The organism is Azotobacter tropicalis (genome assembly GCF_059739045.1).
Genome location: NZ_AP046059.1, coordinates 1,168,130 through 1,192,748, shown reverse-complemented (window position 1 = coordinate 1,192,748; position 24,619 = coordinate 1,168,130). Strand labels below are relative to the sequence as shown.

General features: G+C 66.0%; 28 protein-coding genes and 1 pseudogene. 16 read left to right on the top strand and 13 right to left on the bottom strand.

What is annotated here, in order from left to right:
• Positions 1–188: 188 nt before the first annotated feature.
• The 4 genes and pseudogenes from Atro_RS05540 to Atro_RS05525 all read left to right on the top strand — a co-directional run bounded on the left by Atro_RS05540 (position 189) and on the right by Atro_RS05525 (position 5,427).
• Entirely contained in the window at positions 189–1,553 is a 1,365-nt protein-coding gene (locus tag Atro_RS05540) for an MFS family transporter (protein WP_497926774.1), read from the top strand.
• A gap of 357 nt (positions 1,554–1,910) precedes the next feature.
• Positions 1,911–2,867 (top strand): TAXI family TRAP transporter solute-binding subunit, encoded by a 957-nt coding sequence (locus Atro_RS05535; RefSeq protein WP_497926773.1) that lies wholly within the window; start codon positions 1,911–1,913, stop codon positions 2,865–2,867.
• 156 nt (positions 2,868–3,023) lie between these two features.
• Positions 3,024–5,047 (top strand): annotated as a pseudogene (locus Atro_RS05530) (TRAP transporter permease).
• Positions 5,044–5,427 (top strand): DUF1850 domain-containing protein, encoded by a 384-nt coding sequence (locus Atro_RS05525; protein ID WP_497926772.1) that lies wholly within the window; start codon positions 5,044–5,046, stop codon positions 5,425–5,427. The pseudogene Atro_RS05530 and the gene Atro_RS05525 overlap by 4 nt, the downstream one beginning before the upstream one ends.
• A 160-nt stretch (positions 5,428–5,587) precedes the next feature.
• Here the strand turns inward: Atro_RS05525 and Atro_RS05520 are convergent, their stop codons facing one another.
• From Atro_RS05520 to Atro_RS05505, 4 genes are all read right to left on the bottom strand, one after another.
• Positions 5,588–5,983, bottom strand: coding sequence for a group II truncated hemoglobin (locus tag Atro_RS05520; RefSeq protein ID WP_131342758.1), 396 nt, complete (start codon positions 5,981–5,983; stop codon positions 5,588–5,590).
• A gap of 77 nt (positions 5,984–6,060) precedes the next feature.
• Positions 6,061–6,855: an SIR2 family protein gene (locus tag Atro_RS05515; RefSeq protein ID WP_497926771.1), complete on the bottom strand. Its 795-nt coding sequence runs from the start codon at positions 6,853–6,855 to the stop codon at positions 6,061–6,063.
• A complete protein-coding gene (locus Atro_RS05510; protein WP_497926770.1) occupies positions 6,843–7,403 on the bottom strand; it encodes a non-canonical purine NTP pyrophosphatase in 561 nt (186 codons plus the stop codon). The genes Atro_RS05515 and Atro_RS05510 overlap by 13 nt, the downstream gene beginning before the upstream one ends.
• A gap of 122 nt (positions 7,404–7,525) precedes the next feature.
• A complete protein-coding gene (locus Atro_RS05505; protein WP_497926769.1) occupies positions 7,526–9,229 on the bottom strand; it encodes an ATP-binding protein in 1,704 nt (567 codons plus the stop codon).
• A 571-nt stretch (positions 9,230–9,800) separates the two neighbouring features.
• On the opposite strand from Atro_RS05505, the gene Atro_RS05500 reads away from it, so the two are divergent.
• Positions 9,801–10,499 carry a DUF2076 domain-containing protein gene (locus Atro_RS05500; RefSeq protein WP_497926768.1) on the top strand — a complete coding sequence of 233 codons (699 nt, stop codon included), beginning with the start codon at positions 9,801–9,803 and terminating at the stop codon, positions 10,497–10,499.
• A 78-nt stretch (positions 10,500–10,577) separates the two neighbouring features.
• On the opposite strand, the gene Atro_RS05495 is transcribed toward Atro_RS05500, so the two are convergent.
• Together Atro_RS05495 and Atro_RS05490 are read right to left on the bottom strand one after the other, a co-directional pair.
• Entirely contained in the window at positions 10,578–10,922 is a 345-nt protein-coding gene (locus tag Atro_RS05495; RefSeq protein WP_497926767.1) for a zinc ribbon domain-containing protein YjdM, read from the bottom strand.
• 164 nt (positions 10,923–11,086) lie between these two features.
• A complete protein-coding gene (locus Atro_RS05490; protein WP_497926766.1) occupies positions 11,087–11,443 on the bottom strand; it encodes a cation transporter in 357 nt (118 codons plus the stop codon).
• A gap of 310 nt (positions 11,444–11,753) precedes the next feature.
• Here Atro_RS05490 and Atro_RS05485 point away from each other — a divergent pair, with 310 nt between their 5' ends.
• Both Atro_RS05485 and Atro_RS05480 read left to right on the top strand, forming a co-directional pair.
• Entirely contained in the window at positions 11,754–12,017 is a 264-nt protein-coding gene (locus Atro_RS05485; RefSeq protein WP_497926765.1) for a hypothetical protein, read from the top strand.
• A gap of 187 nt (positions 12,018–12,204) precedes the next feature.
• Complete coding sequence (locus Atro_RS05480; protein ID WP_497926764.1) at positions 12,205–12,690, top strand: MaoC family dehydratase; 486 nt, start codon at positions 12,205–12,207, stop codon at positions 12,688–12,690.
• A gap of 64 nt (positions 12,691–12,754) precedes the next feature.
• Here Atro_RS05480 and Atro_RS05475 read toward each other — a convergent pair whose 3' ends face one another.
• Positions 12,755–13,030: a DUF3144 domain-containing protein gene (locus tag Atro_RS05475; RefSeq protein WP_497926763.1), complete on the bottom strand. Its 276-nt coding sequence runs from the start codon at positions 13,028–13,030 to the stop codon at positions 12,755–12,757.
• 182 nt (positions 13,031–13,212) lie between these two features.
• Here Atro_RS05475 and Atro_RS05470 point away from each other — a divergent pair, with 182 nt between their 5' ends.
• Positions 13,213–13,458, top strand: coding sequence for a hypothetical protein (locus Atro_RS05470; RefSeq protein WP_497926762.1), 246 nt, complete (start codon positions 13,213–13,215; stop codon positions 13,456–13,458).
• A gap of 103 nt (positions 13,459–13,561) precedes the next feature.
• On the opposite strand, the gene Atro_RS05465 is transcribed toward Atro_RS05470, so the two are convergent.
• Positions 13,562–14,260 (bottom strand): YebC/PmpR family DNA-binding transcriptional regulator, encoded by a 699-nt coding sequence (locus Atro_RS05465; protein ID WP_497926761.1) that lies wholly within the window; start codon positions 14,258–14,260, stop codon positions 13,562–13,564.
• Between the two features lie 128 nt (positions 14,261–14,388).
• Positions 14,389–14,775, bottom strand: coding sequence for a DUF3597 domain-containing protein (locus Atro_RS05460; RefSeq protein ID WP_497926760.1), 387 nt, complete (start codon positions 14,773–14,775; stop codon positions 14,389–14,391).
• A 240-nt stretch (positions 14,776–15,015) separates the two neighbouring features.
• Here Atro_RS05460 and Atro_RS05455 point away from each other — a divergent pair, with 240 nt between their 5' ends.
• The 5 genes from Atro_RS05455 (at position 15,016) to Atro_RS05435 (ending at position 19,030) form a co-directional block, all read left to right on the top strand.
• Positions 15,016–16,059: a DUF1176 domain-containing protein gene (locus Atro_RS05455; protein WP_497926759.1), complete on the top strand. Its 1,044-nt coding sequence runs from the start codon at positions 15,016–15,018 to the stop codon at positions 16,057–16,059.
• Between the two features lie 109 nt (positions 16,060–16,168).
• The gene (locus Atro_RS05450; RefSeq protein WP_497926758.1) at positions 16,169–16,954 is read left to right on the top strand and encodes a TSUP family transporter; all 786 of its coding nucleotides are present in this window, start codon (positions 16,169–16,171) and stop codon (positions 16,952–16,954) included.
• Positions 16,955–17,088: 134 nt separating this feature from the next.
• Complete coding sequence (locus tag Atro_RS05445; protein WP_497926757.1) at positions 17,089–17,316, top strand: hypothetical protein; 228 nt, start codon at positions 17,089–17,091, stop codon at positions 17,314–17,316.
• Positions 17,313–17,594 carry a cell division protein ZapA gene (locus Atro_RS05440; protein ID WP_497926756.1) on the top strand — a complete coding sequence of 94 codons (282 nt, stop codon included), beginning with the start codon at positions 17,313–17,315 and terminating at the stop codon, positions 17,592–17,594. Before Atro_RS05445 ends, Atro_RS05440 begins: the two co-directional genes overlap by 4 nt.
• A gap of 236 nt (positions 17,595–17,830) precedes the next feature.
• Positions 17,831–19,030, top strand: coding sequence for an acyltransferase family protein (locus Atro_RS05435; RefSeq protein WP_497926755.1), 1,200 nt, complete (start codon positions 17,831–17,833; stop codon positions 19,028–19,030).
• Between the two features lie 69 nt (positions 19,031–19,099).
• Here Atro_RS05435 and Atro_RS05430 read toward each other — a convergent pair whose 3' ends face one another.
• The 3 genes from Atro_RS05430 to Atro_RS05420 form a co-directional block, all read right to left on the bottom strand.
• The gene (locus Atro_RS05430) at positions 19,100–19,381 is read right to left on the bottom strand and encodes a peptidylprolyl isomerase (RefSeq protein WP_497926754.1); all 282 of its coding nucleotides are present in this window, start codon (positions 19,379–19,381) and stop codon (positions 19,100–19,102) included.
• 124 nt (positions 19,382–19,505) lie between these two features.
• Complete coding sequence (locus Atro_RS05425) at positions 19,506–19,637, bottom strand: hypothetical protein (protein ID WP_497926753.1); 132 nt, start codon at positions 19,635–19,637, stop codon at positions 19,506–19,508.
• Positions 19,638–19,889: 252 nt separating this feature from the next.
• Entirely contained in the window at positions 19,890–20,219 is a 330-nt protein-coding gene (locus Atro_RS05420; RefSeq protein ID WP_497926752.1) for a hypothetical protein, read from the bottom strand.
• Between the two features lie 518 nt (positions 20,220–20,737).
• Between Atro_RS05420 and Atro_RS05415 the strand changes: the two genes are divergently transcribed.
• Positions 20,738–21,313, top strand: coding sequence for a histidine phosphatase family protein (locus Atro_RS05415; protein WP_497926751.1), 576 nt, complete (start codon positions 20,738–20,740; stop codon positions 21,311–21,313).
• 64 nt (positions 21,314–21,377) lie between these two features.
• On the opposite strand, the gene Atro_RS05410 is transcribed toward Atro_RS05415, so the two are convergent.
• Positions 21,378–23,378, bottom strand: coding sequence for a peptidase U32 family protein (locus Atro_RS05410; protein WP_497927619.1), 2,001 nt, complete (start codon positions 23,376–23,378; stop codon positions 21,378–21,380).
• A 182-nt stretch (positions 23,379–23,560) separates the two neighbouring features.
• Between Atro_RS05410 and Atro_RS05405 the strand changes: the two genes are divergently transcribed.
• Positions 23,561–23,725, top strand: coding sequence for a hypothetical protein (locus tag Atro_RS05405; protein ID WP_460431483.1), 165 nt, complete (start codon positions 23,561–23,563; stop codon positions 23,723–23,725).
• 338 nt (positions 23,726–24,063) lie between these two features.
• Positions 24,064–24,474, top strand: coding sequence for an HPF/RaiA family ribosome-associated protein (locus tag Atro_RS05400; protein WP_497926750.1), 411 nt, complete (start codon positions 24,064–24,066; stop codon positions 24,472–24,474).
• Positions 24,475–24,619: the final 145 nt, after the last annotated feature.

Here is a 24,619-nt window from a genome sequence, read left to right as displayed (position 1 = left end):
GCCTGCTATTCTGTCGCAAAGGCCCGATCCAGAGGCCTCTCGGGCCTTGGCCTGGTTCCTGCTAAAGCACTCTCCGTTGCCCTGGCTTCCGGCGTGACGACTGTCCGCTCCGGCGCCCAGCGGCCCTCTGCCGGCGGCGGCTGCCGCTGCCGCACAGCACGAACTCCCACAAGAAACGGAGAAATACAATGACAATCCCCAGCAGTCCCGACCTGTGCGCCACAGCGGACCTTGCCGCCGACCGTCCCGACGAAACCGCGACCGCTCAGGAGCCCGTGTACACGGCCGCCGAGCGTCGCCAGCGAATCTTCGCCATCGTCGGCGCGTCTTCCGGCAACCTGGTGGAATGGTTCGACTTCTACGTCTACGCCTTCTGTGCCATCTACTTCGCCCCGGCCTTTTTCCCCACAGCCAATCCCACCGTCCAGCTGCTCAACACTGCCGGGGTGTTCGCGGCGGGCTTTTTGATGCGCCCGATCGGCGGCTGGCTGTTCGGCCGGATCGCCGACAAGCACGGTCGCAAGACCTCGATGCTGATCTCGGTGCTGATGATGTGCGCCGGCTCGCTGGTGATCGCCTTCCTGCCGACCTACGAGAGCATCGGCGTGGCCGCGCCGGCCCTGCTGCTGCTCTGCCGCCTGTTCCAGGGCCTGTCGGTCGGCGGCGAATACGGCACCACCGCGACCTACATGAGCGAGGTGGCGCTCAAGGGCAAGCGCGGCTTCTACTCCTCGTTCCAGTACGTCACCCTGATCGGCGGCCAGTTGCTGGCGGTGCTGGTGGTGGTGATCCTGCAGCAGCTGCTCAGCACCGATGAGCTGAAGGCCTGGGGCTGGCGCATTCCGTTCGTGATCGGCGCCATCGCCGCGGTGATCGCCTTGTTGCTGCGCCGTTCCCTGGAGGAAACCACCACTGCGGAAAGCCGTGCCAACAAGGAAGCGGGCAGCATGGCCAGCCTCTTCAAGCACCACAAGGCCGCCTTCATCACCGTGCTCGGCTACACCGCCGGCGGCTCGCTGATGTTCTACACCTTCACCACCTACATGCAGAAGTATCTGGTCAACTCGGCGGGCATGGACGCCAAGACCGCCAGCGGCATCATGACCTTCGCGCTGTTCTGCTACATGCTGATGCAGCCGCTGTTCGGCGCCCTGTCCGACCGCATCGGCCGGCGCGCCTCGATGCTCTGCTTCGCCTCCCTGGGGACGCTGTGCACCCTGCCGATCCTGATGACCCTCAAGACCGCCGGCAGCCCGGTGCTGGCCTGTCTGCTGATCATCCTGGGCATGGCCGTGATCAGCTTCTACACCTCGATCGGCGGCATCGTGAAGGCCGAGATGTTCCCGCCGGAGGTGCGTGCGCTGGGCGTCGGCCTGTCCTATGCCATCGCCAACGCCATGTTCGGCGGCACCGCCGAATACGTGGCGCTTGGCCTGAAGTCGATCGGCCATGAGGAAGCCTTCTACTGGTACGTGACGGGCATGCTGGCGATCGCCTTCTGCTTCAGCCTGCGCCTGCCGAAGCAGGCGGCCTACCTGCACCACGACCGCTGAGTCGTCCTCACGCCCGCCGCTCCCGGCGGGCGTTCCCGCTACCCCTCCAGTCCCGCCTCCCGGGACCTCCTGGCGCAGATCGGCGGATTTTTGCCGACAAGCTGTTCCCGCCCGGCAAAATCCGCTTACCATCCTCCGGCCTTTCGGCGCAAACCCGCATTCCAGAGCTATCGGATACTGATGGCACTATGGTTGCGGTATGCTGATGAGGTTATGCCGGCCGAGCCCGAAAACAGCGTCAAGGGGGTTCCCATCCTCCGCATGCCCGTTGTTTCTCCGTCAGCCGTATAGCTCCTGCCTCTCGCCGCCTGCAGGCGGCGAACGCAATATCCATGGAAGAAGTCTGGAGAATAAAAAATGAAACTGAGCAAGCGTTTTGGCCTGTTCGCCGCTGCCGCGGCCTTCACTGCCAGCACCGCGGTCCTGGCCGCACCCACCTTCATCAACATCCTCACCGGGGGCACCAGCGGGGTCTACTACCCGGTCGGCGTCGCCCTGTCGCAGCTGTACGGCAAGAACATCGAGGGCGCCAAGACCTCGGTGCAGGCGACCAAGGCTTCGGTGGAGAACCTCAACCTGCTGCAGGCCGGCCGCGGCGAGCTGGCTTTCGCCCTCGGCGATTCGGTGGCCGACGCCTGGAACGGCGTGGAGGATGCCGGCTTCAAGGCGCCGCTGAAGAGCCTGCGGGCCATCGCCGGCACCTACCACAACTACATCCAGGTGGTCGCCAGCGCCGATTCCGGCATCAAGACCCTGGCCGATCTCAAGGGCAAGCGCATTTCGGTCGGCGCGCCGAAGTCGGGCACCGAGCTGAACGCCCGGGCCATCTTCAAGGCCGCCGGGATGACCTACGAGGACCTGGGCAAGGTGGAGTTCCTGCCCTATGCCGAGTCGGTGGAGCTGATCAAGAACCGCCAGCTCGACGCCACCCTGCAGTCTTCGGGCCTGGGCATGGCGGCGATCCGCGACCTGGCGACCACCATGCCGGTGACCTTCGTCGCCATTCCCGCCGACGTGGTGGCGAAGATCGGCAGCCCGGCCTACCAGGCCGGCGTGATCCCGGCCGGCACCTACGAGGGGCAGAGCGCCGACGTACCCACCGTGGCCATCACCAACATCCTGGTCAGCCACGCCAAGGTCTCCGACGAGGTCGCCTACCAGATGACCAAGCTGATGTTCGACAACCTGCCGGCCCTGGGCAATGCCCACTCCGCGGCCAAGGACATCAAGCTGGAAAACGCCACCCGGAACCTGCCGATCCCGCTGCACCCGGGTGCCGAGCGCTTCTACAGGGAAGCCGGCGTGCTCCAGTAAGCCGTCTGTCACGCCGCCGCCTCGTTGCCGGCCGGCGGCGTCCGGCCCACGACTCTTTCCGGTTCTTTCCCGCCATGCCCATGCCGGCGTTTTCCCTGGCCGGCCGGGGCGCCGTTATTGCGGACAGCCCGAGTTCGCTGTCCAGGGGTATCTTCCATGAGCGAAAGCCAAGGCATGAACGCCAGTCCCAGCCAGTGGCCGAAGGCGCTGTTCGCCGTCGCCCTGCTGTTCTCCGTCTACCAGATCGTCACCGCCGCCTTCCACCCGGTGAGCACCCAGATCCTGCGCGCCGGCCACGTCGGCTTCCTGCTGCTGCTGGTGTTCATCTGCTATCCGGCGCGCGGCACCGACCGCCCGTTCCAGCCGCTGGCCTGGCTGCTGGGACTGGCCGGCATGAGCACCTTCGCCTATCAGTGGGTGTTCGAGGCCGACCTGATCCAGCGCTCCGGCGAGCTGACCGAGGCCGACATGGCCATCGGCGTCCTGCTGATCGTGCTGGTGTTCGAGGCGGCGCGGCGAGTGATGGGCATCGCCCTGCCGCTGATCTGCGCGCTGTTCCTCGGCTACGGCCTGTTCGGCGAATACCTGCCGGGCGACCTGGCGCACCGCGGCTACGGCTTCGACCAGATCGTCAACCAGCTGGCCTTCGGCACCGAGGGCCTGTACGGCACGCCGACCTACGTCTCGGCCACCTACATCTTCCTGTTCATCCTGTTCGGCTCCTTCCTCGAACAGGCCGGGATGATCAAGCTGTTCACCGACTTCTCCATGGGCCTGTTCGGCCACAAGCTGGGCGGTCCGGCCAAGGTGTCGGTGGTCTCCTCGGCGCTGATGGGCACCATCACCGGCTCGGGGGTCGCCAACGTGGTCACCACCGGCCAGTTCACCATTCCGCTGATGAAGCGCTTCGGCTACAAGGCGGCCTTCGCCGGCGCCGTGGAGGCCACCGCCAGCATGGGCAGCCAGATCATGCCGCCGGTGATGGGCGCAGTGGCCTTCATCATGGCCGAGACCATCAACGTGCCCTACGCCGAGGTGGCCAAGGCCGCCCTGCTGCCGGCGCTCTTGTACTTCGGCTCGACCTTCTGGATGGTCCATCTGGAGGCCAAGCGCGCCGGGCTCAAGGGCCTGCCCAAGGAGCAGTGCCCGGACGCCTGGGCCGCGGTGAAGCAAAGCTGGTATCTGCTGATCCCGCTGGGCGTGCTGGTCTACCTGCTGTTCTCCGGGCGCACGCCGATGTTCTCCGGCACCGTGGGCCTGGCGCTGACCGCCATGGTCATCCTCGGCTCGGCGATCATCCTCAAGGTGTCGTCCAATGCCCTGCGCGTCACCTTCTGGATCGCCCTCGGCATCCTCTGCGCCGGCTTCTTCCAGCTCGGCATCGGCGTGGTGTTCGCGGTCATCGGCGTGCTGGTGGCGATCTGCTGGTTCGTCAAGGGCGGCCGCGACACCCTCACCGTGTGCCTGCACGCGCTGGTCGAGGGCGCGCGCCATGCGGTGCCGGTAGGCATCGCCTGCGCCCTGGTCGGGGTGATCATCGGCGTGGTGTCGCTGACCGGGGTGGCCTCGACCTTCGCCGGCTACATCCTCGCCATCGGCCAGGACAACCTGTTCCTCTCGCTGGTGCTGACCATGCTCACCTGCCTGGTGCTGGGCATGGGCATTCCGACCATCCCCAACTACATCATCACCAGCTCGATCGCCGCGCCCGCGCTGCTCGACCTCGGCGTGCCGCTGATCGTCTCGCACATGTTCGTCTTCTACTTCGGCATCATGGCCGACCTGACGCCGCCGGTGGCCCTGGCCGCCTTCGCCGCGGCGCCGATCGCCCGCGAGAGCGGACTGAAGATCGGCCTGTGGGCGGTGCGCATCGCCGTGGCCGGCTTCGTGGTGCCGTTCATGGCGGTCTACGATCCGGCGCTGATGCTGCAGAGCGACAGCTGGCTGGCGATCCTCTACATGGCGTTCAAGGCGGCCTTCGCCATCGCCCTGTGGGGCGCGGGTTCACCGGCCACCTGCAGCGCGACCTGGCCTGGTGGGAGCGCCTGTTGGCCTTCGCCGCCGGGCTGTCGATGGTGCTGGCCATGCCGGTGACCGACGAACTCGGCTTCGCCCTCGGCGCGCTGTTCCTCGCCCAGCACGTCTGGCGTGCCCGTCGCGCTGTGGTGGCGGCGGCGTGATCGGTCTGTGCCTGGGGCTGGCCGGCACGGTGTGGGCGCAACTGCCCGTGCCGGCCTTCACCCTGGCCTGGACCCACACGATCGAGAAGGTCCGCTGGGAGGAGGACTACCGCGTCACGCCACAGGGCTTGCTGCTCGGCGAGGCGCGGGTCAAGGGCAGCGGCGCCGGCATGGAGATCCCGGCCGACGCCGTGCTGCAGGGCGGCAGCTGGCATTACCGTCGCCAGCTGCCGCCCCTGCAGCCCCTGCGCCTGGGGCGCACGCCCGAGGCGGGCGACTACCAGCTGTGCTTCGACGGCGCCTGCCATCCGCTGAGCGAATGGCTCGGCCCGCCGCGGGCGGAGCGGCCGGCAGTCGAGCTGTGGGGCTGCGCGCCGTGACCTGAGCGTCACCGGGGCAGGCGGTGGAAACCTTCAAGGAGCCGGCTTCCGCAGGGTGGGTAACGGCGCAGCCTTACCCTCCGATGCGGGCTTCGGTGGAAAACGCTCCGCGGTTTTCCACCCTACGGCAGGCCTTCGAATATCGATGGATTACGCGTCCTCAATCCGAAGTCGCGCGATTGCGCAGGTGGTCGGCGAAGGCGTAGATCGGCGCCTTGATCAGCCCCTTGGCCGTCTCGCTGGCGCCGATGTCGTCCAGCGCCTTGTTCAGGCACAGCATCCACTGGTCGCGCTCCTTCGGGCCGATGGCGAAGGGCCGGTGCGGCTGACCCATGGCCACGGTGCCATATTTCTCCAGGTACAGCTTGGGGCCGCCGAGCCAGCCGGAGAGGTATTCGAAGAGCTTCTCGCGCACGGGACCCGTGTCCGCGCCGTGCATGCGGCGGATGGTCTCCGCCTCGGGCAGGCGCTCCATGTTGTCGTAGAAGGCGTTGCACAGCCGGCGCACGCCTTCCGCGCCGCCGAGCAGCTGGTAGGGGGTGAGGACGTTGATCATGCAGAAACACTCCATTGGTCTTTCGAATGCCGTTGGCCGCTGCCAGGGCGGCCTTGTGCCGGGTCGGGAGGAGAGGACTAGCCTTCTTCCACCAGTTCCCGGAGGAAGTTCTCCAGCGCCTGCCCCGGATCGTCGTCCTCCGAGGAGAGCATGCGGATGCCCCACTGGCTGAGGATCTCCTCCTGTACCGGGTTGGGCTTGTGGGTGAAGACGTAGGAGATCGGCCGCACGCCGAGGGTCTCGTGGCGGCGCCAGATCTTCGAGAGCTTGTAGAAGAGCAGGCGGATATTGGTGTCCGAGAGGCTGTAGCCGATGAACAGCACCGCCTTGCTCAGGGTGTCGGCGCGCAGCTTGATGTCCAGCGGCGTCTCGAACTGCAGACGCTCGTAGTAGCTGGTCTCGTCCAGCACCAGCGAGGCGTCGTCGTCGAAGTCGCCATGGAACTTGACGATCTGGCGCACGCCTTCGCGGGCCTTGGCCAGGTCGCTGGCGTTGGCGATCTTCACGTAGTCCACCTGGTAGGCGTCGTGGGCGCTCTCCAGCCAGCGGTCGTAGTTGGTGGTGTAGATGGCCGGGAACTGGCCGTGGACGATCAGCCGGTGGATCTCCGAGTCGCGGATCTCGATGCTCTTGTGCCACTCGCGGTCCATCCAGCTGCGCAGCGCGCCCAGGCTGCCCTTGCGGATGCGGTAGTACTCGGCGAGGGCGAGGAAGTTGCCGTAGGTGTCGAGCACGTCCGGGTCGTAGTCGAGCTGCAGGGCGATCTCCTCGATCAGCCGGTCCCAGGGCGGCAGGCCGATATTGGCCGAAACCCCGGAGCCGATGAACAGGATCAGACGGTTCTGCTGATAGGCTTCCTTCAGGTTTTCCATGGCTGGCGCTCCTGCAGAAAGGCCGCGAAGGTCTCCAGTGCCTGGCGGCGCACCGACAGGCGCCGGTCCGCCTCCAGCTCGGCGTAGGTCTGTTCCTGTCCCTCGGGGATGAACACCCGCTCCCAGGTCAGCTCGCTGTCGCCGGCCGGCTGCGCGGCGATGCGCCCGGGCTGGGTGCTCTCGAAAAAGTACTTCTTGCGCCCGTCGCAGTAGCCGATCAGGGTCTTCATCTCGGCGCTGGGGTCGTCCAGGCGGCCGACCAGCTCGCTGAAGCGTTCGGCCAGGAGCTGGTCGAGGAAGATTTGCGTCAGGCCGCCGGGAAAGCCGTTCAGGCTGCGGATCAGCAGGCCGGTGCTCTCGACGAACAGCGGTTTGCCGATCCGCTTGAAGGCGCTGAGCAGCTTGTCGCTGACCTGGCGCTGCATGTCGAGGAGCTGCAGCTCGTCGATCGGGGCGAGGCAGGGCAACACCTCCACGCCGCAAGGGGCCAGCGCCTCGCGCACCTCGCGTAAGTCTTCCTCGCTGGCCGAGACGAACCTGAGTCTCATCGCATGGACCTGCCCGACTGCCCTAATCGATAGGACGGTGCGTCGGGCGGGCGGTTCTGTCGCAGCGGCAGGGCGGCGACGATAGCGTCGCCGTGGCCTGCGCCCGGTCGGATGGATGTCCCTCAAGCGTGCCCGCCCATGTCCATGCCGCGGAAGATGCTGCAACGTTCGAACACCGCGAGGGTCGGCGCCACCGACTTGTGGTGGCAGTACTTGGCCACCAGCTTGGCCAGGCCCTTGATGTCGCGGCCGCTGGCGTCGGGGAAGAGGGCGGCCAGGCGCTCGCAGAGTTCGGGGCCGACGGCCAGGCCGAACTGCTCGGTCATCACTTGCCAGATCCGCCGGCGATCCTCCAGGCCGGGCGGGTGGTACTTGATCAGCGCGATGCAGCGCGACACCACCGCCTCGTCGATGTCGTCGACCCGGTTGGTGGTGAGGAACAGCAACCCGTTGAAGTACTCCAGCACGCGCAGGAACACGCCGACCACCGCGTTGGCGGTGATGTTGTCGTCGCGCCGTTTGATGTACACGTCGGCCTCGTCGATCAGCATCACCGCGCCCCAGCGCTGGGCGCGGGTCAGGGTGGCCTTGAGGGTCTTCTCCATCTCGCCGACGTTCAGGCCGAGCTGGCCGGAATGCACGCGGTACAGCGGACGCTTGATGATCTCCGAGTAGACCTCGGCGGTCAGCGTCTTGCCCACCCCGGGCGGGCCGGCGCAGAGCACCGTGGTGCCGCCGGACTTGCCCTCGACGATGTCGTCCATCAGCACGTCCATCTCGGCGGTGAGGATGTCGATCAGGTCGGTCTGCTCCGGCGGCAGGATCAGCTTGTCCTTGAGTTCCGGCTGGTAGACGTAGGGCTGCATGTCGTCGACATGCACCCACAGGTGGTGGTGCAGGTCGAGGTGGAACATCAGGATGTAGCCGTGCACCGGCAGTTCGGAAAACACCCCTTCGGGGATGTCGGCACGCACCGCCTCGGCGGCCTTCTCCACGCGCTCGTCGTACTTCACGCTGCGTCCGGCCTTGCGCAGGTACTTGCCGAGCACGTCGCCGCTGGCGTCGAGCGCCAGGTCGCGGTCCTTGAGGATTTCCTCGTCGTTGACCAGCCGCGCGCTGCCGCCGCTGGAGGAGAGCACCACGCGCTCCTTGCGCGTCCAGTCGTTGCTGCGGTGGGTGGCGGTCGGATCCTCGGCGAAGATGCCGGTGCCGCTCGCCGCGAACTGCCGGCCGTAGTCGGCACGGTGCTCGAAGAAGCGCGCCGTGGAGTGGTCGTAGGCGGCGATCAGCTCCGGGGTCTCCTTGAGGAAGCCCTTGGCGATGAGGATCTCGGCGATGGTCCGGCCGAGGATGTCGCGTTCGAGGATGGTCAGGGTCTGCGAGGCGACCCGGGCCATGGAGTTGGCCTTCAGCTCGATCAGGATGCGCCCGCTTTCCTCTTCGCCCGGCGGGGTGAAGTCGATGCGCGACACCAGGTAGGCGAGCGGTTTGCCGGCCATGTTGATCTTGAACAGCCAGCCGCGGAGCGCGCCGCGGATCAGGAACTCGGCGACCGCCGGGACCATCCGCTCCAGGTCGCGCTCGCCGTAGCGCTCGCCGCCGTCGCTGACCGCGCGGCGCAGGGTGGCGATCTGCGCCGCGCGCAGCTCCATGCCGGGACCTGCGGCGAGGTACAGCCGGTGCAGGTGGTCGAGCTGCGCCAGCGTCAGCTGCTCGAAGACCACTTCGGCCCGGTTGCCGAATTTCAGTTGATGGGCCAGCGCCGACAGCTCGGGGAATGCGCTGACCAACGCCTCGACGTAGGGTCGATCGATGAGAAGTTTCATGCCGGACCAGCCTTGGTAATCACGGAGAAAGCTTCCAAGCAAGCCCTATGCCATGCTTTAACTTATTGATTTTATTAAGATGTTTGTGTTTTCTGTGCGTTTCTCTACATAGCGGGTTGGCGTTCCTGTGTGGGGTAGGGAACAAAGCGCCGCAGCCCTTCGCCGGCCGGGACGGCGCGGCAATAGGGCGGATAGAGGAACCGCACGTTTTAATCTGGGCCGGTTGTTCGATTGGGATTTCCGGCGGCTTTTATTAATGGGCGGTTGCGAAATATTGAATATAACAAGGAGTAATAATTCGAAAGACAATTTTGTAATGGACGGACTTTGACATTCCGGGGGCGCAACCGCAGTATCAAATCATGTTTTCCCAGTGAAAAAATACATATGAGCTTTACTGCTTCCACGTGTATTTCACTGTTTTTTCACGGCTTTGGGCGGAGCATTCCGAAGTGTCGGAAAGATTGGATACAAAGTGCGTTTGATTTTTCCGTCTCTGTCCTCATATATGTAATGCACGCATGCTTTCCGGTATGCGTTCCTCTATCGGCAACCCAGTCAAGAGAAAACCATGCAGTCTGAAGAGAAGAATCTGATCGATGGCCTGTTTTCCCGCCTTCGCGATGCCGAAGCCCAGTCCGCGCCGCGCGATCCGCAGGCCGACAACGTGATCAGGGAGCACGTCGCCCGTCAGCCGGCCGCTCCCTACTACATGGCCCAGGCGATCATCGTCCAGGAGAGCGCCATCCAGCGGCTCGACAGCCGCGTGAAGGAGTTGGAGGCGCAGGTCGAGCAGCTCCAGCAGCAGGCCCAGAGCGCTCCCCGTCAGAGCAGCGGCGGCTTCCTGTCCGGCCTGTTCGGCAGTGGCCGCAGCGAACCGCAGCCCGTTGCCCGTCCGCAGCCGGTGGCCCGTCCGGCGAGCTCTGGCTGGAGCGAGCCTGGCTACGGCAATCAGGGCGGCTTCGGTCAGCAGCCGGGCTTTCAGCAGCGCGGCGCTTTCGGCGCCCCGGCCGGCGGTGGTGGCGGCTTCCTCTCCGGAGCCTTGCAGACCGCGGCCGGCGTGGCCGGCGGTATGGTGCTGGGCAACGTGCTGATGGACATGTTCAACGGTGACGAGGAGCAGGCGGCTGCCGCGGCAACCGCGGCCGCGCACGAGCCGGCAGCGGAGCCGGAGCCTCAGGTCGCAGAGAGCCCGGCGCCGGAAGAGGACTACTTCGCCGACAGCGGCGAGGGCGGCGACTTCTTCGGCGACGACGAAGACTTCGTCTGACCGGCCCTCCGGCAGCGTGGCTGACCACGCTGCCGCTGCAGGCGGCGCCTCGAGCCCGGGGCGCCGCCTTGGCAGGTGTCAGGCCTTCTTCACGAATTCCGACTTCAGCTTCATCGCCCCGATCCCGTCGATCTTGCAGTCGATGTCATGATCGCCGTCGCACAGACGGATGTTCTTCACCTTGGTGCCGACCTTCACCACCAGGGACGATCCCTTGACCTTCAAGTCCTTGATCACGGTGATGGTATCGCCGTCCTGCAGGACGTTGCCGACCGAGTCCTTGATTACCTTGTCGCCTTCGGCCGCCGTCTCGGCCGCGCCGTTGGCAGACCATTCATGGGCGCATTCCGGACAGACCAGTTGTGTGCCGTCCTCGTAGGTGTATTCGGATGCGCATTTGGGGCAGGGCGGCAGGGTGCTCATGAGGTATCCTCGGCTACAGACAGGGATGAAAAGGGCGGGGATTGTAAGGCTTTTGCCGGGGCGCAGCAGCGGTTTTGCCGATTCGCCAGGCCGTAGCCCGGTCGCCTGCGCCCGTTTTGTGCCGCGAGCCGCATCGTGCTGCCGCTCCGCGTTCCGCAGGCCGTCTACCTTCTGGGCATTATCCGGTGGTGGGACCAGGGTTCGTGCCGGGCGTTGTTCCGCACGTTCTGGTCGGTGAAGCGGTACCAGCCCTCCTTGAAGTGCGTCCACCAGCCGGGGTCGAGATCGCCGCCGTGCTTGCGCACGATCGCCTCGAGCTGCTCGATGCGCAAATGCGCGGCATCGTAGGCGACATCCAGTTGGCCACGGGTCTTGTCGAGCGCCACGTTGTCCACGCCGACCAGTCGGTCGATTTCCTGGGCGATGGCTGCAGCCCGGGTCGCATCCAGCGCTTCGAGCTTGAGACGACGTTTCACCAGATAGGCTTCGCGGACTCCCGGTCGATGCTCCATGTCGGACATGAGTGTTCTCCCACGCTTGAGTCGAGATTGTCTGGGCGCAGGGAGCGCCGGCTCCGTGGTCTGGATGGGAGGGGCCGGGGCACTGCCTGGCTCTCCAGCAACTATAGATCGCCAGGACGGCGGCCGACTGACGGCTGTGCTATACCCTCTCAGGGCCGGACGAGAGGGCTGGGATTGCGCTTTCTGCCGGCGCTCGGGCCGCCGGAGGAAGCCGGCGACGCCATCCGGGCCGCATCGGCGGTTGTGCCTGTGCAGCGGATATCCGCGGCCGACCGGCGGGCGGCCTGCTGCAGACAGCGAGGTTCCGATCATGACCCTGATGCAATGCACCTACCGCGACCACACCATCACCGCCGACGTTCTGCAGCATGAGGGCGGCCCGACGCCCTGGGCCGGCGGCTGCCAGATCACCACGCCCGAGGGGCGCACCACCCGGCGGATGCCTTTGCCGGTCGGATATGCCCTCATGGCCGAGCTGGAACAGGCCCAGCACGCTTCTATCGCCCACGGCAAGTGGCTGGTCGACCAGTGTCTCGACCACGGCAAACCGCTCTTTCCCCCGCAGGCCGCCTGAGCGGTCGGGATTACCGCTGCGTGAGCGGGTGGAAAAGCCGTCAGGCGCTTTTCCACCCACCGCTTCTGCCGGGTAACCCCGCCAGGCGTCTTCCGCCCGTGACCGGCGTTCCTGCCGGATTCCCGGCGTCGGACGTTATCGCACCTTCCTCTTGCTCCCGGGCGAACGGCACGGGAGGATGTCTGCAATGGGACAAGAGGAAGGCACCATGAACGAGATGCAACGGAAAGCGCCCCTTTATCTGGACGACCTGGCGGTGGGCGCGCGCTTTCGCAGCGACGAGTTCGTGCTGGACGAGGCCGCTCTCAAGGCCTTCGCCGCGCAATTCGACCCGCAGCCCTTCCATCTGGACGACGCGGCGGCCCGGCAGACCCTGTTCGGCGGGCTGGCGGCCAGCGGCTGGCATACCGCGGCCATCACCATGCGCCTCCTGGTCACCAGCGGCATGCCGCTGGCCGACGGGCTGATCGGAGCCGGCGGCGAGATCGACTGGCCCAGGCCGACACGGGCGGGGGACATCCTGCGTGTGGAGAGCTGCATCCAGGCGATCACGCCGTCGCGCTCCAAGCCGGATCGCGGCATCGTTGTCCTGGAAAGCCTGACGCTGAATCAGCGCGGCGAGGTGGTACAGCGGTTGCTGGCCAAGCTGGTCGTGTTCCGGCGGCCGCTGTAGTTGCCTGTCGGCGGGGAGGAGCGTCGGCGGGCGGGCTTGGGAGCCTCGCCTGCCGGGCGTCTGTTCAGCGCTGTTTCGCCATCTCGATGTGCTGGTCGAGGTTCTCGTCCAGCATCTTGCTGAACTGCTCGGTGTACCAGTTGAAAGCCTTTTCCTTGTCGACCGACAGATCGCCGGAGCGGCAGGCCGCCTCATGGGCGCTGAAGCGCGCCGCGGCGTAGCGGATGGCCGCGCTGATCTGCCCCAGATCCTTCTGTTCCTCTTCGAGCAGGCGGTTGGCGACGGCGATGAACTCATCGGCCATGTCGAAGATTTCCATGTTTACCGGGTTGTTGGACATGTTCGGATCCTGTGGCATTGAGGGTTGAAGGAAGTTCGTGCCGTTTATACGTGGCACGGATTTGCAAGTAAACGGTTGCACGTCGCAGCGTCCGCCCGCGCAATCCGGGGTGTGCCGCTGGGTGAAGCTTTCCCTGGCTTGCGTTGTCCATTACTGCACAGCGACCACCAGGAGAGAGTCGTATGGCCCGCAAGCATTTTGCCAAGTTCGACGCCATTTCCTCGGCCATTCCCGCCGATGAAGCCTTCGAAGCCGTCATAGCCGTCAAGCGCCGCGGTGTCGACGAGCACGCCCGCGTGCATCAGGTAGCCAACGGCCAGCGCTACGACCTGGCCTCCGAGGCCGATGCGGCGGCCGAGGCCGCGCTGACCAAGGTGCTCGAGATCCGCGACGACGGCGAGCTGATCTGGGAGCCCAATGCGGTGTGAGGCGTCGGGCAGCGCTAGCCTGGCGACGGAGCCGCGACCCCGGCGAAGGCCTTCGTGAGCCGGCTCCCGCATGGCGGCGGGAGCAAGCCGGGGGCGGAGGGACTCAGACGCTCAGGCCGACGTAGACGTTCTGCACGTCGTCGTGGTTGTCGAGCGCTTCGAGGAAGGCCTCGACTTCCTCGAGTTCGGCGCCGGACAGGCTCACCGGGTTCTTCGCCTTGTAGCCGAGGTTGGCCGACTGCACGGTGAAGCCGAACTCCGGCAGTGCCTTGCACACCGCATCCAGATCGGTCGGGTCGGTGTAGAACAGGGTGGCACCGTCCTCGGCGGGCTCGAAGTCCTGGGCGCCGGCCTCGATGGCCGCCAGTTCCGGATCGGCGCCGCTCTCGGGAGTGGCTTCGATCATGCCCAGATGGTCGAAGTCCCAGCTCACCGAGCCGGAGGTGCCGAGCTGGCCCTTGCGGAACAGCACGCGGATTTCCGCCACGGTACGGTTGAGATTGTCGGTCAGGCACTCGACGATCACTGGCACGCGATGCGGGGCGAAGCCCTCATAGAGGGTGCGCTCGTAGTTGACCACCTCGCCGGTAAGGCCCGCGCCCTTCTTGATCGCGCGCTCCAGGGTGTCCTTGGGCATCGACGCCTTCTTGGCCTGATGCACCGCCAGGCGCAGCTTGGGGTTCATGTCCGGGTCCGCGCCATTACGCGCAGCAATCATGATTTCCTTGACCAGTTTGCCGAAGATCTTGCCCTTGGCGTTGGCGGCAATTTCCTTGGGTCTGGCTTTCCACTGGGCGCCCATATCGATTCTCTCGCTGCGACGGTTGACTCCCGGCCGGCCCGGGAACGAAAGGGGACGATTCTAGCGCCTCGCGGGCAGACCGGCACCTGCCCGGCCGGATGCGGATGCCGGCCGGGGGCGCAGGGGCTTCAGTGCAGCAGCTCGGGCGGCACGTTGCCGCCGTTTTCCGCCAGCTTCTGCAGCACGGTCTTGTGCAGCCACATGTTCATCTGTGCCGAATCACCCATCTTCTCCGGCGGGCAGCCCAGCTCGCCGGCCAGCTCCTTGCGCGCCTGCAGGCTGCTGTCCAGGTCGAGCAGCTTGAGCAGGTCGACGATGGAGGTCCGCCAGTTGAGTTGTTCCGGATGCCTGGCCGCCAGACCTTCGAGCTTGCCCACCACATCCACGCTGGACGCCGCCGGAGCGGCTGGCGCCGAGGGGGCAGGTGTCGTCGGCGTGCCGGCGGGCGTTGTTTCTTGCGCGTGTGCTTTGGAGCCGAAACCGAGCGAATTGAGAATCTTGCTGAACAGACCCATGGAGGCTCCCTCCGGTTTGTGGTTGTGGCGAAGGGAGCATAGATCAGGGTGCCGTTGTTCATCCTGGCGGTAGCTGCGGGAAAATAATGGCAATCTGCCGCAAAAACACCGTTATCAAGCTCGTGGCGAGGGAGAGGGCGCCGTGGGCGGCAGTCTGCAGCGCTTGCCGGCCGTGCTTGTGGTGCCGTACTCCGGCGCGCAAGATGCGCGGCAAAATTGTCCCCGAAGAATGGAGTTCGCATGCCGCGCCTGTCGCCCCTGATCCTGTTCCTGTTCGGAAGCGCCGCCCAGGCGGCGCCGGAGCCGGTGCCCCTGTACCGCGAGATCAAGGACTGGGTGGTGGCCTGCGACAACCTGCGCAGCTGCCAGGCCATCAGTGCCGCACCCTTCGATTTCAGCCCGCTGCGCCTGGTGGTCAGCCGCGATGCCGGTCCCAAGGCGCAACCGCGGGTTCGTCTGACCTACGCCGGACAGGCCGGGCGCTTCCCGCTGTCGACCGACGACCGCCCGCTGCCGGATGAGCTGGTGGACGCCCTGCAGCGCGAGACGAGCGAGGACATGCTGACGCTCAGCGCGGAAGGCGACACGGCGCGCCGCCTGCTGGCCGAGTGGCGCAACGGCGAGACCCTGCGCCTGGAGGCGACGGCAGACGAGCAGGCCGCGGTTTCCCTGGCCGGCCTGTCCGCGGCGCTGTTGCTGATGGACTCGGTGCAGGAGCGGCTGGATACCCGCGGCGCGCTGTACCGCGCCGGCGAGCGTGACGACCGCGAGGTGCCGGAGGCGCCGCCGGCACCGCTGCTGCGCCCGTTTCCCGGCGTCGTGCCGCTGGCCGACGACGAGCGCCGGCGCATCGCCCAGGCGGTGCTGGCCGCCACCCGCAGCGAATGGCAGGAGGAGGACGCGGACGGCCAGGAGCCCGAGGCGGAGGCCTATGCGCTCAACGCACGAGAGGCGCTGGTGCTGATCCAGACGTCCTGCGCGGCCTACAACTGCAACTTCGTTCTCTACCGGGTTGGCCGGGAGGCACCCTATCCGCAGCAGCCGCTGCGCATCGAGCCCCTGCCGCTCGGTGGCGAAGGCCTCGGTGGCTGGGTCGACTACGACGAGGGGAGCGGAGCGCTCGGCTACTTCATGAAGGGCAGGGGTGTCGGCGATTGCGGGGATGCGGGCAGCTGGCTGTTCGACGGCGAGCGCTTCCAGTTGCAGTCCGCGCAGATGATGCAGCGCTGTACCGGCAGCACGCCCGACGACTGGCCGGAGCTGTGGCGCACGGCCAGGCCCTAAGGGAGCGCGGGGCGGCCGGGAAGGCCCGAAGAGCTGCCCGTCTGCATTCACGGCAGCAGGCACGGCGCGCTACCATCCGCGGCCTTCTTCCCCGAGGTCGCGCCAGCCCATGCCCTTTGCCTTCGAAATTGCCATGGACCCTGTCACGCTTGCCGTCCTGGCGGGCGTGGCGTTCATCGCCGGCTTCATCGATGCCATCGCCGGCGGGGGCGGACTGATCACGGTTCCCGCGCTGCTGACCGCCGGTCTGCCGCCGCACCTGGTGCTGGGCACCAACAAGCTCAGCTCCACCTTCGGCGCGGCCATCGCCAGCCTGACCTTCATGCGCCGTGGCCTGTTCCAGCCCCGGCAATGGTGGGGCGCCCTGGTCGCCACCGCCCTCGGCGCGCTGCTCGGGGCGGCGATAGCCCATTACCTGCCGGCCCGCTGGCTCAACCAGATGCTGCCGGTCGTCGTCTTTGCCTGCGGGTTGTACCTGCTGTTCAACCGCACGCCGAATAGCGCCCACGCCCCCGACGTTCCGATCGCGAAGCGGCGCCAGTGGCCGCAGGGCCTGGTCCTGGGCGCCTATGACGGCGCCATAGGTCCCGGTACCGGCGCCTTCTGGACGGTCAGCACCCTGCTGCTCTATCCGCTCGACCTGGTGCGAGCCAGCGGCGTGGCGCGGACCATGAACTTCGTCAGCAATGCCATGGCCCTGGGCGTCTTCATCGGCACCGGCCATGTGGCCTGGGCGCTGGGACTGTGCATGGGCGGCGCCCTGATGACCGGCGCATGGCTGGGCGCTCGCACCGCCATCGGTGGCGGTGCCCGCTTCATCCGTCCGGTGTTCATCTGCGTGGTGCTGGCCCTGACCGCGCGTCTGGTCTGGCAGCACTGGTTCGGCCATGCCTGAGGATCGCCCGCTGTGCCCCGGTGCCGGAGCGATGTGCTGCGTCACAGCATAGAAATGCCCGAAGCAAAAACTTTCCCCGTTGCCGGTGTTCTTAGCTAACCTTTCCCGCTCCTTCTCGGATTCAGATACTTGCCATGCTTGAAACGACCCTTGCGCAACTCGAACGCGTTGTAGCCGACCTGCTGCAACAGAACCGGACGCTGGCCGAAAACTGCAGCCAGCTTGAACAGGCGCTGCGCCAGGCCAGGGAGGAAAACGACAACCTTCAGCTGGCCGCCATGGAGCAGGAGGAGCGGCAGGCCACCACGCTCTCCCGCCTGCGGGCGCTGATCGAGCATGCCGGCGCCAGTAGCGTCGCATGAAGGAAAACGGCGTCCGTGTCCTGAAAATCCTCGGGCGCGATTACCCGATCAGGGCCACTGCCGACGAGGAGCGCGCCCTGCAGGAAGCCGCCGACTTGCTCCAGGAGCGTCTGGCGGAGAGCCGGCAGCGCTTTCCCAACGCCAGCAAGGACGAGTTGCTGGTGCTGACGGCTCTCAATCTGTGCGTCCCGCTGCTCCAGCAGGGCCAGCAACTGCGCGAAGCCGAACAGCGCCTCGCCGCCTGCATCGAGCGAATCGCCTGCCAGTTGCAGGCATAGAGCACCGGGCGTGGTCGACAGTTTCCCGCTGTCGGGCACATAACCCGTGCAACCGTTCTTCCCCGCAAACTGTCCAGAAATTCGTCAGGCCGTCCCGGCGCTCGCCACGACAGGGCGCGGAGCGTCGCCTTGGGCGGATGCGACCCGGGGACCGGGAGTGGGCGAGCGAGCGGTAATGCCGGGCCATCCGCGGATCACCCCTCGTTCCGAACGAAGAGTGCGTTTCGATCATCCCCATGGAGGGCACGCCTGTGACACTCCAGGCAGTGAAAGTCGGCGATGGCCTTGTGCGATGGTTGCGCCGCGACGCCCGGCCGCTGACCGAACGGGACTTGTCGCAAGCCATCGGCTTTGCGCGCATCGCGCTGATCGTCGGCCTGGTGTTCCTGCATTACTTGGAGTATCCGAACTCGCAGGCTTCGCCGTTCGACGGCATGGACGTGGTGCATCATCCGCTGGCGACCTTCGTCAACAGCTTCGTGCTGTTCTTCTTCTTCAGCGCGGTTCCCCTGCTCAGCCTGATCTCCGGCTGGTTGTTCTTTTCCTTCACTGGACGTCCGCACACCGTTCGCGGCGAACTGCTGCGGCGCATCCGCCGCCGGCTGATCTCCCTGTACCTCCCGCTGGTGTTCTGGAACGCCGCCTTCCTGGCGATGCTGCTGCTCCTGTTCAACTGGCGCCCAGATGCCCCGTTATTCAATGTGCTCAATATCCGCTTCGAGCGCGCCGGCTGGATCGACTACCTCAACGCCCTGTTCGGTTTCACCGGGCACCCCGTGGGCTTCCAGTTCTGGTTCGTGCGCGATCTGTTCGTGAGCGTCCTGGTCAGCCCGCTATTGTGGCTGGCGCTGCGCCATGCGCCTGGCCTGGGCCTGGCGCTGCTGGGGCTGGCGTGGATTGCCGGCCACGACCTGCTGATCTTCTTTCGCAGCGACGTGGTGTTCTTCTTCTATCTCGGCGGTTGGCTCCAGGTCCGCGACGTATCGCTGGAAATGGGTCGGCGCGCGACGCTGAGGCTGTTGGCGGCCTACGTCGCACTCGTCGCGCTGCGGACCGCGGCCCCGCTCTTTCTGGACGGTGACGAGCAGCGTTCCGAGTGGCTGGCAACGGCGACTCGTGCCATGCGCCTGCTCGGGGTACTGGCGTGCTGGGGGATCGTCCTGCATCTGGCGGCGACTCCGGCGGGCGCCGTCGTCGCGCGCTACGGCGGGTTGGCCTTCTTCCTGTATGCCACGCATTTCCCCCTCATCGCCGAGGTGAAGATCCAGCTGTGGCGCTTGGTTCCGACCCCAACGGATGGCTGGATGGTGGCGCACTACCTGGCCAGCGTTCTCGTCACCCTGGCGATTGCTTTTTCCGCCGCGCTGCTGCTGGCGCGAAGGGCGCCGCGCTGGTTCGCCTTGATGAACGGCGGCAGGGGACTCGCTGCCGGTTAGCGGTGTGCCGAAGAGGCCCGGCGGCGCCGGGCGGGGACAGTCAGGTCGAAGGCCGTGGCGACGGCCGGCTCAATCCTGGCGGCTGGTGACTTCGAGCAGGTGGTAGCCGAACTGGGTCTTGACCGGACCTTGCACGACATTCAGCGGGGCGCTGAACACCACGGTGTCGAACTCCCTCACCATCTGGCCGGGGCCGAACGAGCCGAGGTTGCCGCCGTCGCGGCCGGACGGGCAGGTGGAGTTGTCGCGGGCGACCTGGGCGAAGTCGGCGCCGGCTTCGATGGCGGCTTTCAGTTCGAGGCACTTGGCTTCGGTGGGAACCAGAATGTGACGGGCGGTGGCACGGGCCATGGGGATACTCCTGTTCGATGAGGGTGTTCAGCCTACCTTGATCCGGCCGTCATGCAAGTTGCCAGGGGACAATGTCCGGCTCGGGCCCGACGACCCGGCGCGCGGCGCCGGGTCAGGCCGCGGCTCAGGATGTGGCGGCGTGGCTGCCCAGCAGGCTGTGCTCGGACTTCTTGGTGCGCTTGGCCTGACGTTTTTCCTGGGCGTTCTTCAGCGGTTTCTTCTTGGTGGCCTTGTGGGCTTCATGGCTTTTGCTCATGGCGTCGATCTCCAGGGAAAAGGGGGAAGTGGATCAGTGGGGGATGCGCGATTCGTGCACCGTCACCTCCCTGGCGTGGGCCTTGGTTGTGGAGTTGGTTTCAGTCTAGACCTAGTACGGAGGCGAGGCGGCGTTGACTTGCCGCTGGGCGAGGTGCCCGTGCGAGCCGGCGAGGGCCGCCGGAGAGGCGTTCCCACGCAAGGGCGTGGGAACGGTCGAGGGGATTGGAAAGAGGGGAGCCTGCCGGGGCGATCAGCAGTACCTGTCGAGGTAGTGGACGCCGGGATTGCTCCGGGCGACGCGCCAGTTTTCGGTCAGGGTCTGATGAACGCGGCCGATGAAGTCCCTGTCTGCCGCAGCCTTTTTCCCGACGTAGCCTTTCCCCCGGCGATAGGTCCTGAGCCGGACGCGCATGTTGGGGATGCGCTTCTCGAACTCTTCTTCCGCCATGCCGGCCGGAAGACAGTCGAGATGGACGTCGCCAGATTCGCTGACCCAGAGGATATGGCTTTCGTTCTTGTCCAGGCGTTGGGCGAACAGTTGAGCCAGTTCTTCGGGGGAGAGTGTGTTGTTCAGGTTCATGTTCAAGGTCCTCTATGGATCGAACGTTGTGCGAAAAACGTGTGCTGTCGTTCGGAGTCAGGCCAGTCATCCGTCGCCAAAAGGGTCGGGACGCTGGCCTGCATGCCGTGCCAGCCGGGTTCAGATCACAACATGAGCCTTATGTAGCGCCGGTTTTGGCTTGCTACACGAGGCAGAGCCTGGGGAAGCCATGACGGAATCGGAGGGGAGGGAAGGTGGCGAGCACCCGATGACTTCGAATAGCGGACCGTGAGGGGTTGTACGGCCAGCCACAAGCATCATCAGAATGTCTCGCCAGCACTTCTCGCCGCCAAATGACGATTACTGCCAGTCAACTTCATCAGTCTGCCTTGTGGGCAGTACAGTCGCGAGGTTAGCTCGGCGAGTGGGCCGGGCAATCTGCGAACACCCTTACCAGGGCTCCCTGTTAGGGAAGCGTCTCCATCATCCAAGGACAGACAGGCTGGTGTCAATGGTTTTGTAGTGTTTTTTTTAATGCACTACAGGGAGGAGTATCCATGCGGATTATTCTGGTGCGTCATGGCCGGCCCGATCATTCCGCGGCGCGCTGGTGCAGCCCGGCGCAGATGAAGGAGTGGATCGCGCGCTACAACGAGGCGGACGTGGCCGGCCATGAGCTGCCCGACCGGCTCGTTGCGCTCGCCGCAGAAGCGGGGGTGGTGGTATGCAGTTCCGTTGCGCGCTGCGTGCAGTCCAGGGCTTTGCTGGGAACGGACTGCTGTCGGCAGCCCGATCCGCTGTTCGCCGAGGCCCATCTGCCCTACCCAGACTGGCCTTTCCCGCGCCTGCCGGCGTCCCTGTGGCGCTTGCTGTTCCGCAGCGCCTGGTTCTGCGGTTTCGCCCGGCACACCGAGCCGATCGGCGAGTCGAACCGGCGGGCCGGCGCGGCGGCGGAGCGACTCATCCAGCTGGCCGAGACGCATGGCAGCGTGCTGCTGATGGGACACGGCATCATGAACATCCTCATCGCGCGGCAATTGCGCAGACGAGGCTGGGCGGGGCCGTTGCATCTGCTGATGCGGGGCTACTGGCACGCCAGCGTTTACCGGAAGGTGCCGTCGGATCGTCCTTGATCGACCGCTCTCCGACGAACGGAGAGCGATCGATCGGCCCCTTCGCGACGAGGGGGCACCGGGATCAATGCTGCGGCCTGTTCCTGATGGTCTTGAGCAGATCCTCGGGACTGATCTGGCCGACGACGCTGGCCGTGCTGCCGGGCTGGGGCAGGTTGAGGATGTGGCCCTTGAGCTTGCCCATGACGTGCATCTCGCAGGCCTTGCAGTCGAAGGTCAGGGTCAGCACCTCGTCCTGATGCACCAATTGCATCGGCGCGACCCTGGTGCGCACGCCGGTGACGCCCTTGGCCTGTTTCGGGCACAGGTTGAAGGAGAAGCGCAGGCAGTGCTTGGTGATCATCACCGGCACCTCACCGGTCTCCTCGTGGGCCTCGTAGGCCGCGTCGATCAGCTGCACGCCGTAGCGGTGGTAGAAGGCACGGGCCTTCTCGTTGTACACGTTGGCCAGGAAGGTCAGGTGCGATTCCGGATACACCGGCGGCGGCACGCTGACCGGCTTGCGACCGCCGCGCGGGTGGGCGGCCAGGCGCACGGCGTTCAGCGCGTCGATGGCGTCGCGGCGCAGGGCCTTGAGCTGGGAGTTGGGGACGAAGAACGCCTGCGGTGCGTCGATCTCCACGCCCTCGGCATGGTAGAGGGTGGTGCCCAGCTGACCGAGCAGGTCGCGCAGCTGCTCGAGCGCCTGCTCCGGCTTCTTCGCCAGACCGAACGGCCCGGCCAGGCGGGCCTGGGCGCCGATGCCTTCCTCGCTGGTCACCGTCAGGACGAGCCGTTCTTCGCTCAGCTGGACGTGCCAGCGGACCGCCACGCGGCGCTCGGCGGAGGTTTTCAGCAATGCCTGCTGCCAGTTGTGGTCCAGGTTGCGGTTCAGCGGATGATGGGGGCGCAACTGCTTCAAGGCGGCCGGCATCTCGTTGGGTTCGATGCGGTACTGCCAGTGGGACTTGCCGTCCTGCTCGGATTGCTCGAGCTGTTCGACGACGCTGGCGCGAAAGCCCAGCACCTCGCGCTTGGCCAGCACGTTCAGGCCGTCGCCATTGGACAGCGGCTCATGGGTCCTGGCGATCAGGTCCTTCTTGCCGACCTTGAGGATCTCGCCCACCGGCAGGCCGGTGAAGGTCGGCGAATCGAAGGCGCCGATGTCGATCTGGCGCTCGTTGGCGAAGTAGTCCGTGCTGCCCCGGTGGAAGGTCTTGTCCGGGCTCGGCACGAAGAAATGCTCGGTGATGCCGCTGGAGGCGCGGGCCAGCTCGGGACGCTCGGCAAGGACCTCGTCCAGCAACTGCCGGTAATAGGCGGTGATGTTCTTCACGTAGCCCATGTCCTTGTAGCGGCCCTCGATCTTGAAGGAGCGCACGCCGGCATCGATCAGCGCCCGCAGGTTGGCGCTCTGGTTGTTGTCCTTCATCGACAGCAGGTGCTTGTCGTAGGCCACCACGCGGCCCTGGTCGTCCTTCAGGGTGTAGGGCAGCCGGCAGGCCTGCGAGCAGTCGCCGCGATTGGCGCTGCGCCCGGTCTGCGCATGGGAGATGTAGCACTGCCCGGAAAACGCCACGCACAGCGCGCCATGGATGAAGTATTCGATGGTCGAGTCCACCTGTGTACCGATGGCGCGGACCTCCTGCAGGCTGAGCTCGCGCGCCAGCACCAGTTGGGAGAAGCCGGCATCGGCCAGGAATTTCGCCTTTTCCAGGGTGCGGATGTCGCACTGGGTGCTGGCATGCAGCTCGATGGGCGGAATGTCCAGCTCCAGGATGCCCATGTCCTGCACGATCAGCGCGTCGATGCCGGCGTCGTACAGCTCCCGGATCAGCCGGCGGGCCGGCTCCAGCTCGTCATCGTGCAGGATGGTGTTGAGGGTGACGAACACCCGGGCATGGAACAGGTGGGCGAACTCCACCAGACCGGCGATCTCCGCCACGCTGTTACCGGCGTTGTGCCGCGCACCGAAGCTGGGGCCGCCGATATACACGGCATCGGCGCCATGCAGGATCGCCTCCCTGGCGATGGACACATCCCGTGCCGGGCTGAGCAGTTCCAGATGGTGCTTGGGTAATGACATGGCGTGGCAACCGGTGCGAAACAGGGCGGCCATTGTACCCGCCTTGTGCGATTTTTGATCGTTCCCGCGTCCGGGTCGGAGCCGGGCGGTGGGCCTTGCGTCGCCCTGTGGGTCGGGGGCGGGCGGTGCGTCGTCTAGACTGACAGGGTGCATTCCGCGCAGTACCCAGCGAGGTGATCGTCATGCCGAAGACCAGCGGATCCAAGGGTGGACACAAGGGCGAGCCCACCCACGAGAAGGGCGGTGGAGAGGGATTGCCGCCCAAGAACTGGCCGTCCACGACCGGCGAGCCCAGCATGGGCGGGCGCGCGACCGTGAGGGAAAGGAAAGAGAAGGATCGCAAATAGCCTGCCCGGTCGTTCCCATGCTTTTGCGTGGGAACGATCCCCGACAGGGGCGTCTTTCGCCGGTCGACTCCATGCTCCTGCGTAAAGGCAGGACAGGTGACCACCGGGGGAACGCTGCGGTCCGGGAGCGACCGAGAAATCGATCCTAGGCCTGTCTCGGATTGCATGTCCATCCCCCATCACCGCCATTGTTACGAACTTCTGACAAAGGTCAGCAATGCGTATTTTTCCTGCTGCAGGGGCTTCCAGGCGCCCTGGTTCGGAGTAATCTGGAGGTGTCGCGATGCTACTACTAAGTACGCGGCACCCTTGCTGATCGGTTGAAGAAGGAATGGCGTATGCAACTCCAGGTTCACAGCGATAACCATATCGAAGGCAGTGCCCGCCTGGCCGGCTGGGTCCGTGCCACTGTCGCCAGCAAGTTCGAGCGTTACGACGAGGAGTTGACCCGCGTTGTCGTCCATCTGAACGACGAGAAAGGCAACAAGGCCGGCGCCAACGACAAGCGCTGCCTGATCGAGGCCCGCGCCAAGGGGCGTCAGCCGCTGTCGGTGAGCCACAACGCCGAGTCCCTGGAATTCGCCCTGGACGGCGCCATGGAAAAGCTCGGTCACGCCCTGGCCCACCGGCTCGGCAAGCAGCGCAACAAGCGCGTCGGCACTGGCCTCGAAGCTGCCGGCAGCGCGGCCAGCCGCGACCGCCTGCTGGAGGAAGACTTCCTCGCCGAGGAGCAACTGCGCATCGCCTGAGTCCACGGGAGAAAAAACCGCCGGCAGGCCGGACCTGCCGGCGGTTTTTTATTGCCCGTTCGAATGATCGCTCACATCACACTACACGGCGTGGGAGCGGGACGGCGGTATGCCTTTGTGCAAGCGGTGGGCTAGCGCCCCGCCT

What these genes read in the sequence shown, in the direction of transcription:
- Atro_RS05475 (WP_497926763.1), bottom strand. Translation starts at nt 13,030, where the DNA reads ATGTCCAACAACCCGGTAAACATGGAAATCTTCGACATGGCCGATGAG.
- Atro_RS05515 (WP_497926771.1), bottom strand. Translation starts at nt 6,855, where the DNA reads ATGGAAAACCTGAAGGAAGCCTATCAGCAGAACCGTCTGATCCTGTTC.
- Atro_RS05520 (WP_131342758.1), bottom strand. Translation starts at nt 5,983, where the DNA reads ATGATCAACGTCCTCACCCCCTACCAGCTGCTCGGCGGCGCGGAAGGC.
- Atro_RS05480 (WP_497926764.1), top strand. Translation starts at nt 12,205, where the DNA reads ATGGGACAAGAGGAAGGCACCATGAACGAGATGCAACGGAAAGCGCCC.
- Atro_RS05420 (WP_497926752.1), bottom strand. Translation starts at nt 20,219, where the DNA reads ATGAACCTGAACAACACACTCTCCCCCGAAGAACTGGCTCAACTGTTC.
- Atro_RS05425 (WP_497926753.1), bottom strand. Translation starts at nt 19,637, where the DNA reads ATGAGCAAAAGCCATGAAGCCCACAAGGCCACCAAGAAGAAACCGCTG.
- Atro_RS05400 (WP_497926750.1), top strand. Translation starts at nt 24,064, where the DNA reads ATGCAACTCCAGGTTCACAGCGATAACCATATCGAAGGCAGTGCCCGC.
- Atro_RS05450 (WP_497926758.1), top strand. Translation starts at nt 16,169, where the DNA reads ATGCCCTTTGCCTTCGAAATTGCCATGGACCCTGTCACGCTTGCCGTC.
- Atro_RS05495 (WP_497926767.1), bottom strand. Translation starts at nt 10,922, where the DNA reads ATGAGCACCCTGCCGCCCTGCCCCAAATGCGCATCCGAATACACCTAC.
- Atro_RS05445 (WP_497926757.1), top strand. Translation starts at nt 17,089, where the DNA reads ATGCTTGAAACGACCCTTGCGCAACTCGAACGCGTTGTAGCCGACCTG.
- Atro_RS05410 (WP_497927619.1), bottom strand. Translation starts at nt 23,378, where the DNA reads ATGTCATTACCCAAGCACCATCTGGAACTGCTCAGCCCGGCACGGGAT.
- Atro_RS05415 (WP_497926751.1), top strand. Translation starts at nt 20,738, where the DNA reads ATGCGGATTATTCTGGTGCGTCATGGCCGGCCCGATCATTCCGCGGCG.
- Atro_RS05430 (WP_497926754.1), bottom strand. Translation starts at nt 19,381, where the DNA reads ATGGCCCGTGCCACCGCCCGTCACATTCTGGTTCCCACCGAAGCCAAG.
- Atro_RS05510 (WP_497926770.1), bottom strand. Translation starts at nt 7,403, where the DNA reads ATGAGACTCAGGTTCGTCTCGGCCAGCGAGGAAGACTTACGCGAGGTG.
- Atro_RS05465 (WP_497926761.1), bottom strand. Translation starts at nt 14,260, where the DNA reads ATGGGCGCCCAGTGGAAAGCCAGACCCAAGGAAATTGCCGCCAACGCC.
- Atro_RS05505 (WP_497926769.1), bottom strand. Translation starts at nt 9,229, where the DNA reads ATGAAACTTCTCATCGATCGACCCTACGTCGAGGCGTTGGTCAGCGCA.
- Atro_RS05405 (WP_460431483.1), top strand. Translation starts at nt 23,561, where the DNA reads ATGCCGAAGACCAGCGGATCCAAGGGTGGACACAAGGGCGAGCCCACC.
- Atro_RS05535 (WP_497926773.1), top strand. Translation starts at nt 1,911, where the DNA reads ATGAAACTGAGCAAGCGTTTTGGCCTGTTCGCCGCTGCCGCGGCCTTC.
- Atro_RS05485 (WP_497926765.1), top strand. Translation starts at nt 11,754, where the DNA reads ATGACCCTGATGCAATGCACCTACCGCGACCACACCATCACCGCCGAC.
- Atro_RS05460 (WP_497926760.1), bottom strand. Translation starts at nt 14,775, where the DNA reads ATGGGTCTGTTCAGCAAGATTCTCAATTCGCTCGGTTTCGGCTCCAAA.
- Atro_RS05470 (WP_497926762.1), top strand. Translation starts at nt 13,213, where the DNA reads ATGGCCCGCAAGCATTTTGCCAAGTTCGACGCCATTTCCTCGGCCATT.
- Atro_RS05500 (WP_497926768.1), top strand. Translation starts at nt 9,801, where the DNA reads ATGCAGTCTGAAGAGAAGAATCTGATCGATGGCCTGTTTTCCCGCCTT.
- Atro_RS05540 (WP_497926774.1), top strand. Translation starts at nt 189, where the DNA reads ATGACAATCCCCAGCAGTCCCGACCTGTGCGCCACAGCGGACCTTGCC.
- Atro_RS05440 (WP_497926756.1), top strand. Translation starts at nt 17,313, where the DNA reads ATGAAGGAAAACGGCGTCCGTGTCCTGAAAATCCTCGGGCGCGATTAC.
- Atro_RS05490 (WP_497926766.1), bottom strand. Translation starts at nt 11,443, where the DNA reads ATGTCCGACATGGAGCATCGACCGGGAGTCCGCGAAGCCTATCTGGTG.
- Atro_RS05435 (WP_497926755.1), top strand. Translation starts at nt 17,831, where the DNA reads ATGGAGGGCACGCCTGTGACACTCCAGGCAGTGAAAGTCGGCGATGGC.
- Atro_RS05455 (WP_497926759.1), top strand. Translation starts at nt 15,016, where the DNA reads ATGCCGCGCCTGTCGCCCCTGATCCTGTTCCTGTTCGGAAGCGCCGCC.